At 32.5% G+C, this 7632-nt stretch carries 6 protein-coding genes; all 6 read right to left on the minus strand.

Annotation, left to right across the window (positions count from 1 at the left end; all coding sequences use genetic code 11):
* Nucleotides 1–172 precede the first annotated feature (172 nt).
* The 6 genes from LV89_RS24625 to LV89_RS24650 all read right to left on the minus strand — a co-directional run bounded on the left by LV89_RS24625 (nt 173) and on the right by LV89_RS24650 (nt 7486).
* A complete protein-coding gene (locus LV89_RS24625; protein ID WP_109745653.1) occupies nt 173–442 on the minus strand; it encodes a hypothetical protein in 270 nt (89 codons plus the stop codon).
* Nucleotides 443–512: 70 nt separating this feature from the next.
* Nucleotides 513–1151 (minus strand): ParA family partition ATPase, encoded by a 639-nt coding sequence (gene parA, locus LV89_RS24630; protein WP_109745654.1) that lies wholly within the window; start codon nt 1149–1151, stop codon nt 513–515.
* 120 nt (nt 1152–1271) lie between these two features.
* Complete coding sequence (locus tag LV89_RS24635; protein WP_109745655.1) at nt 1272–2471, minus strand: restriction endonuclease subunit S; 1200 nt, start codon at nt 2469–2471, stop codon at nt 1272–1274.
* A gap of 239 nt (nt 2472–2710) precedes the next feature.
* The gene (locus tag LV89_RS24640) at nt 2711–4948 is read right to left on the minus strand and encodes an HsdM family class I SAM-dependent methyltransferase (protein ID WP_109745656.1); all 2238 of its coding nucleotides are present in this window, start codon (nt 4946–4948) and stop codon (nt 2711–2713) included.
* 416 nt (nt 4949–5364) lie between these two features.
* Nucleotides 5365–6663, minus strand: a complete 1299-nt coding sequence (locus LV89_RS24645; RefSeq protein ID WP_146199267.1) for a hypothetical protein — start codon at nt 6661–6663, stop codon at nt 5365–5367.
* A 373-nt stretch (nt 6664–7036) separates the two neighbouring features.
* Nucleotides 7037–7486, minus strand: a complete 450-nt coding sequence (locus LV89_RS24650) for a hypothetical protein (protein WP_109745658.1) — start codon at nt 7484–7486, stop codon at nt 7037–7039.
* Nucleotides 7487–7632: the final 146 nt, after the last annotated feature.

A 7632-nucleotide genomic window follows, 5' to 3' on the forward strand; every position in this document is an offset into this window, starting at 1 on the left:
AGTTGATTACAAACTATTCAACATCTAAATCTCCCTGTTTTGTTCAAGTACCAAATTGTATAATTAAATACACAGTCTAATTGTATCACCCCTCATTTAATTTTAATTAGTTGTAAAAAAGTCGGTAAAAATTTGGTAAAAGTTCTATAAAGAAGTTTATAGAACTTTTATTTTAACTGGATAAATCTTTAGTAATTAAGTCTAATATATAATCTCTCGTAGTTTTAAATCCTTTTGTAAGTTGTCTAACTTTTAGAGGTGTGTACATTTCCTCTGGTAAGTCAATGCTCAGGCGTGTCAATTTCCCCTGTGTACTGTGTATTTTTTGAACAACTTTATCTGTTGTTTTCACATCTACTTCACTCTCTTTTAATTCTACTTTCTTCGGTAATAAGTTAGATACACTTCTTAGACCCAAATTACCTTTATTATCCTTTGCCATAGTCTTTTATTGTTTACTTATTTAAGTATTTACTTATTTGAGTATTTAAACATTTACTTAAATAAGTAAACTACTTTTGTGGAAGAGATGCTAAAACCTCTGTATATAAGTCTATTAGCTCATTTTTGGCTTTTTCATCTTTGTATTCAATAACTCCTAATCCTTTTATTACTGCTTCTGCATAAGCCATTCTATCTTTTATTGTCGTATTCATAACTTCAATAGATGTATCCTGTAAAATCTCTTTTACCTCTTTACCTAAATTAGTATTAGGTCGAAATCTATTCAAAATAAACCTTGCCGAAATATCAGACTCTCGTTCTACTTTGGCATCTTCATATCGCTGTAAAAATTGTTCAGTCGCCCAAATATCTAAACCACTTGGTAGAATTGGGATTAAAAGTAAATCTGCCAAAACAATAATCTTACTCGTAATTTTATCAAGTGTTGGCGTACCATCTATGATTACAACTTCATAATCTTTGGCAAGCTGCTTTACATTGGCTGACAATGTTTTCTCGGGTGTACCAAAAGCAGGAATAGAAGGAAGGTCTTCTTCTCTGATACTTGACCATCGCAAAGCACTTTGGTTGGTATCAGCATCAGCAATACAAACTTTATAGCCCCCATGAGCAAAACAAACGGCTAAATTTTGAGCAATGGTAGATTTACCAACTCCACCTTTTAAACTGGTTACAGAAATAATCATTTCAATTTGATTTATATACTCCGCAAAATACAAAAATTTACTTAAATAAGTATTTAAACATTTAAGTAAATACTTATTTAAGTAAATTTAAAAAAACATAGTCCATTGATATACAACAACTTACCTTAATATCATTTTTTCAATTTCTGCTTTAGCTTTGTCAATTACTTCTTTAGCTTCTGTTTCTAAAGTCTTTGCTCGTTCTATGGTATTCCGAATATGATTGGTAATTTCGGTTTGAATTTTGAGTGGTGGGAGAGATACAGGTATATTAAAGTATTCACGCATGATAAGATTCCTTATACCATTCGTTTGACTTTGCATTAAATCCGTGATTTTGATATTATGAATAGTTTTCAAGAAATAGAATAAATACTCTGAATTAATTTGGTCACTAACACGTATTTTATGAATAAAATTACTGTAAGCTAATTTATACTGATTAGCAATATCTTTGGTAATAAGTGCAATTCTACCAACAGGCTGGTTTTCACTACCTCCAGATTTCTCAATTAATAAATCTCCAACTTGCAAATCCATTTTATCCAACTTTACTTCATTAATAAAACGATATTTAACTCTGCTATTTTCTAAATTTAAGTTATAGATATTATCAAACTCGGTGGCTCGAATGACTAACCTTTCTTCATATCCATTAATTCTATTTTCAATCCCCCAATCACCCGCTACAGATTGTATAAGAATATTCTTTAGCGGTACACATTGAAATTTTGAAAAAAATAATGACTTATAAAGAGCTTCATTTGAACTTAAATATGGTTTAGGGTCAAACCTATTCCCTTGAACTTTTGAAAATGGAACATAAAATACATTCTTTTCTTCAATCTTATCAGGCAAAACTATTCCTAATTGTTCCAACAAATACGCATCAATATTTGCCAATAGTTTTTTTGCTTCGGCTTCATTAGCCTGTTTTATATAATTAGCATTCTCAAAAACTGTAACTATTCCTTCCTGTATTTCTAAATTTGGGATAGGAATTTTTAAAGACAAAAGTCTCTCAATTCCAACACCTGACTGATTATTCCAGTTTGTACATATATTGAAAAATATCTTTCGCTTCTGATATAAGTTCAATAAAATCCACAGATATTTTGGAAGAATTATATCTTTATTTACTCGAATTACAGTAATATGATTTGAATAAAAATATGTTTCATCCAAATCAAAATAAGCAGTTTTGCCTACTAATTCCTGACTATTTGTATTATTAAATAGCACATCCTCTACTTGAATAATATTAACGGAGTTCCTTTCAATATATCTTTCTGGCAAATATATATTTTTGTCAAATTTCAAGAATCCATTTTCATCGAGGTTAGTTGGTCGAATTTGAATGTATCCATCATCACTTTGGTCTTGACGACCAGCTCCAAACCCTGCTCCTACAAAAGTAGTAATTTCTCTAATTTTCTTAATCTCAAAAGATGTCGTTTTAAGGAAATCAAAAATATTTTCGGAATAAAAAAGAGGGTCTAATCTTTTATCTAAATCGCCCTTCGACAGTAAAAATATTTTTTTTGTATCTATCGAAGGGCTTATGCGAAAAAACTATTTGGGTTTTCATGTTGAACTTTTAGAAAACGTATAAGTTCTTCGGCAATGCTATTAAGTTCATTCAGTTGGGTTGGTTTACCCGTAGCATCGTAGCCAATGTGTTCGGCAATAGCCATGAAAATTTCATATTGTTGGTCAGTTTCAAAGCGTTTATAGTCATTGGATGCTTTTTCATAAATCAATTCTTGAATTACTTTGATTTCTTCATTAAGCATTTGGTCAATCCCTTTTTTCCATTCTTTGTAATCAGGCGTATTAGTAATAACTTTTATTTTTCGTAAAGCTTCTTTTTGAAGTTGGTATAACTCCTTCTTGATATAAGTCTTATCATTAAAAAGTTCAGACTTCTCTAAAATCTCTATTTGATATTTTTGCCATTGTCTTATTTTTATAACCTCTATATGTTCATTCTCAATTTTAGCTTTACGTTCTTCCAGTATTTGTAGCTGATACTCATAAGACTTTACAGCTGAAATTAAATATTTCTTTTGCTGTTCCTTTATCCGAAGGGTTGTTTTTACCGACAACTTTTTTAGAATTAATATAGAGGTTTTAACACCAGCCCCATAATGACTAAAAGTATATTGAGGTAATGAAATAATAGCTAAAATTTGAAAGTGTAATTCAATAAAATCACGAATATATTGAGCCGTAGAGTTTGTAAGAATACCATCAGGTAAAATAACTTCAACAATTCCCCCCTCCTTCAAAGCTTTATAGAACAGTTCAATAAAAATTTGTTCTGGTCTTATCTGGTCTGTGTACTTAATAATATCTTTAACTTTTCCTCTTATAATTTCAATTTCATCAATCTGCTTTTGAGTAATTGTATAATCGGTATAATCATAAAATCGACTCAAATTTTCGAGAGCTTTATCTTGTTCATTACTTAGGTTTTTGATTGGTTCACCTCCAAAGGGTGGGTTTGTGAGAATTAGGTCAAATTGCTTTACTTTCCATCTTAATTTATATAGATTTAAACCATTGGCTCTTTGAACATTATCGTGTCCATCATCATGTAAAGCAAAGTTTATTTTAGCACTTACCGAAATTTTCTCACTTATTTCAATACCATAAACTGAGTTGTTGGCAAATTCTTGCCAATTTTTAGGATTTCGGAAACGATTTTTGAAAGTACTCACTACTTGAGTCAGAAATGAACCGCTACCACAAGAAGGGTCGAGAACTGTTGAAGCACTATTAAAATCTTCTCGCCATTCAATTGGGGAAACCTTTACCATAAAATCAACAATATTTCGAGGTGTAAAATATTGTCCAAACTCTCCCTTCATGTGATTTTCAGTATAAGTCTCAAAAGCAAGACCTTTAGGGTCTTTATCAGTAGCAATCAGACTAATACTTTGAAGCTTTTCTACAATAAAAAATATTTGATATTCATCAAGATTGATAGGTCTTAATAAGTCATCAACTTTCCTTTTTTCTATTGCTTCATTATATTGGGCAATAATTCTATTTCTGAGTTGTGATTTTGTTTCCAATGCTCTGGTTTGAAAACCGTATTCTTGTAAGTGCTTTTCAGCTTTTTCTCTTTCAATCTCATCATACATTTTCAGAAATAACAACTTATTAAACTCTTCCAATGCTTCTTCTTTCCCTTTTTCCCCACTCTGCCAAATTTCATCATGACATTGCCCAAAAATACGTTTCAAATCGTATGGTGTAGATGGTTTAAGAGGCTCAAAATGAGCTTGTTCTTCTGGGATTCCTTTTCCTTCTAAGAGATAAACATATACGCATTGAAGAGTGTAACGATATGGAATTGTGGTCTCAACATCCTTGCCGTTAGTTTTGAATGCAACAAAAGGTGCATCTCCAATTTTATAAGCATATAATTGGCAATTTATCTCCTCTGATTTTGCATAGCTTCTTGCTTGCTTTCTAACGTCTTCTTGCTTGTTTTTTGAGTCTCCAGATTTTACTTCTATTACTAAGAATCCTCTTTTTTTATTAGAATTTTCTAAAAAAACAACAATATCTGCACTCGTTTTACCACTACTTCCTTGTTTTGCTTTTACTTCAAAATCAATATTTGTAGCAGAGTATCCATAATTAAAAATTAACATTAAATAAGCCTCAGCTCTAACCTTTTCTTCTGGATTTGCCCAATCACGAGAAAAATTTTGAACCTTATAAAGAATATTTTTTTCATTAATTTCAATTAATCCACTTTCTAATCCTCTTTCAATTAGTGTTGTCATACGGTTTCACGAACACATAAAAAAAGCGTGGAACGCTAACTTTACTTGTATTCTGAGGTCTCTGGTAAAACCGTATCCACAAAGCAAAGAAAGCGTCCACGCAAACCGCATGGACGCTCAACTTCAACTTTCCTTGTGGATAATTCATTTACTTTACCAGAGTTTCAGAATCACAAGATTGTTAAGCTAAACGCTAAAATTTATATGTCTTTTTATTTTTATTCGATAGTTATGTCTTTTTGTTGAACTGCAAAGATGACGAATATTGAGGGTTTTGTAAATATTATTGCTATAAAGTTTAATGTTTTTTTTAATAATTTAAAAGCTACTTTATATGCAAAAATACCCCTGTAACGTGTCCTGTAACGTTACAAAGAAACGTTACGTAACGTTACAGGGGCATTTTTTGCCAATTTCTATTGGTATCGAGTTTTCTTACAATCAGCTACTCTTTTATCAATTCTGATTGAAATATCAGCATCATGTTCAAATTCATTGCCTCCTTTGAAGTCTCCACTTTTAGTTGATTGAAGAATACAAATAAAACCTTTATCGGGGTGCAATCCTCTCAACTTACGTAAGTCCTCAGGCGTTATGCTCATGTGGTTGATGCTATCAATCACCACAAACTTATAGGGGGATTGAGTAAGAAGATATTGTAAAGAAGTTATATCCTTTGCATCGCCTAAATAAATATTCTCCATATCAAAATGGTTAATCTTATTTTGAAGAGAAAGAGAAGAACCTTCTTCCGATGAATTGAATAAAACCTTCCCAAAATGATGAGCTAAGTATTCTGATAATTCAAGCGTAAAATAACTTTTTCCTTGTCCTGGCTTTCCATAAACCATCAAACAAAAATTGGCTTCGGGTGTACCTACTAAATCTTTCCATTTGCCCGAAAAATCCAACGTCTTGAATTTCTTATTTTTTAAACTTTCAAGTGTCGTCACTTTTAGAGGGGTCACATCTTCAAAAGGAATATAGTCACCCTCTTGATTCACTTTATCATATTTGGCAATTTGCTTTTGAATAGCATCTCGCTCAATAGCCAATAGCTTCTCTTTATCTTGTGAGATTAATATTTCTTGGTCGAGTACTAAAACCTCTACTTCTTTTTCATTAGCTTTTGCTAACTTTTGGACTTTCTCTGAACCAAAATAAGTAAGAACAGATAAAGCTCCTCCTGCAACAATGCCAATGATGGTGGTAGGGATAAGCAAAATCCAAAAAAGCGTTTTCTTGATAACATTACCTTTCTTGGTTTGAAAAAGCATATAAGCATATCCGCCAGCCAAAACGACTAAACCACCCAAAAACGCCCCTACAATTTTTGCCGTTGTTCCATTTAAAAGATTAATCTCTGATTGCAAGGCTTCCCTCTTACTTTGAAGTTCGAGCGTATGTTTAACACAATCGCTATACTCTTTGGCTATTCGCACATAAGCAGGATTAGGAATATACTCAGTAATCCCTATTGCTGAAAAATCAGAAATATTTTCATGGGATACTTTTGTTGCATCTGACGACGATTCCTTTTTGAAAGAAGATTCTTCCGACTTTTTAGATTGATGCAAAAAAGAAGGCTCTTCCATTTCATTACGTTGGCGGAAGGCTTTTGTGCGACAAGCACCTGAGCAGTATTCGTGGGTTTCACTGCGTTTCTGAAAAATGCTTCCACAAGCGGGACAGACTTTTTTTGATAATTTTGACATAATATTTTTTGTATTTAGTGGTTGGTTAAATAAGTCGCAAGGCTATATCATACCATTACGGGATAAAACCGATTCATGGATGGATAATACAGGAAGACTTATTCAGGTTGATTAATTAATAATCAGCAGTACAACAATTTGTATGCCTTTTTTCATTTAGGGGGTACAATCTTCAAACTATTATGAAGATAAAATAGTTCCTCAAAAAACTAACGTATAAAAATATACGCAAAAACCTCTCAAAAAAGGCTAAAATGTCACCTGTAACGTTACCAAGAAGCGTTACGTAACGTTACGGGGGTTATTTTTCCCCTTTGTGATAGTTAAAAATATCTTCCGATAATTGAATCTTATCAGAAACTAAAACCCAATATTACTGTTCTAAATTTCGCTCGTACCAACTCCCAAAATACTTATTGGCAAGTCTCGGATTTTTCCGACCAAATTCTTCAACCAATCGTTTATACTCTTTGAGTCGCTCGTCATCGCTTGCACGAAAACTAAAATAAAAAGCAACCAACATACTCACCGCTAACATTCCCCAATAAGAGAAAAATGTTTTCTTTGACGTAAACCCGTAGAACTCCCCTCGAATGGGAATACTCTTGGGAAAACTGTTCAGCGTTTGACGTACATTTCTTTCAACCAATTGTATTTGTTCCAATGTATCCACAGGATTAGGTACTCTTTGGCTAAGATGTTCGGCAATGGCTTTAGAATCAATTGTCCAACGGGGTGGTTGATTTAAGGACTTTTGTAGCAACTGTTTTAATTCTTCATGGCTCTTGCGGAGAGAGGTTATTTCTTCAAAAGGGTCTGTCATCGGTGAGATATGCCTCTATGGCGGTTTTGTTCTTGTTGTTTCTTTTCAGCTAATTCTTTTTCTACTTTATTGAGTGCTGCTTTGCTAAATTCATAATTGAATTTGAGTTTCGCCATTTCCTGCTCTAAACGCTCTCGCTCAATTTT

Origin of the sequence: Arcicella aurantiaca (assembly GCF_003148625.1) — a bacterium.
GTDB lineage: Bacteria > Bacteroidota > Bacteroidia > Cytophagales > Spirosomataceae > Arcicella > Arcicella aurantiaca.

What these genes read in the sequence shown, in the direction of transcription:
- LV89_RS24625 (WP_109745653.1), bottom strand. Translation starts at nt 442, where the DNA reads ATGGCAAAGGATAATAAAGGTAATTTGGGTCTAAGAAGTGTATCTAAC.
- parA (WP_109745654.1), bottom strand. Translation starts at nt 1,151, where the DNA reads ATGATTATTTCTGTAACCAGTTTAAAAGGTGGAGTTGGTAAATCTACC.
- LV89_RS24640 (WP_109745656.1), bottom strand. Translation starts at nt 4,948, where the DNA reads ATGACAACACTAATTGAAAGAGGATTAGAAAGTGGATTAATTGAAATT.
- LV89_RS24645 (WP_146199267.1), bottom strand. Translation starts at nt 6,663, where the DNA reads ATGTCAAAATTATCAAAAAAAGTCTGTCCCGCTTGTGGAAGCATTTTT.
- LV89_RS24650 (WP_109745658.1), bottom strand. Translation starts at nt 7,486, where the DNA reads ATGACAGACCCTTTTGAAGAAATAACCTCTCTCCGCAAGAGCCATGAA.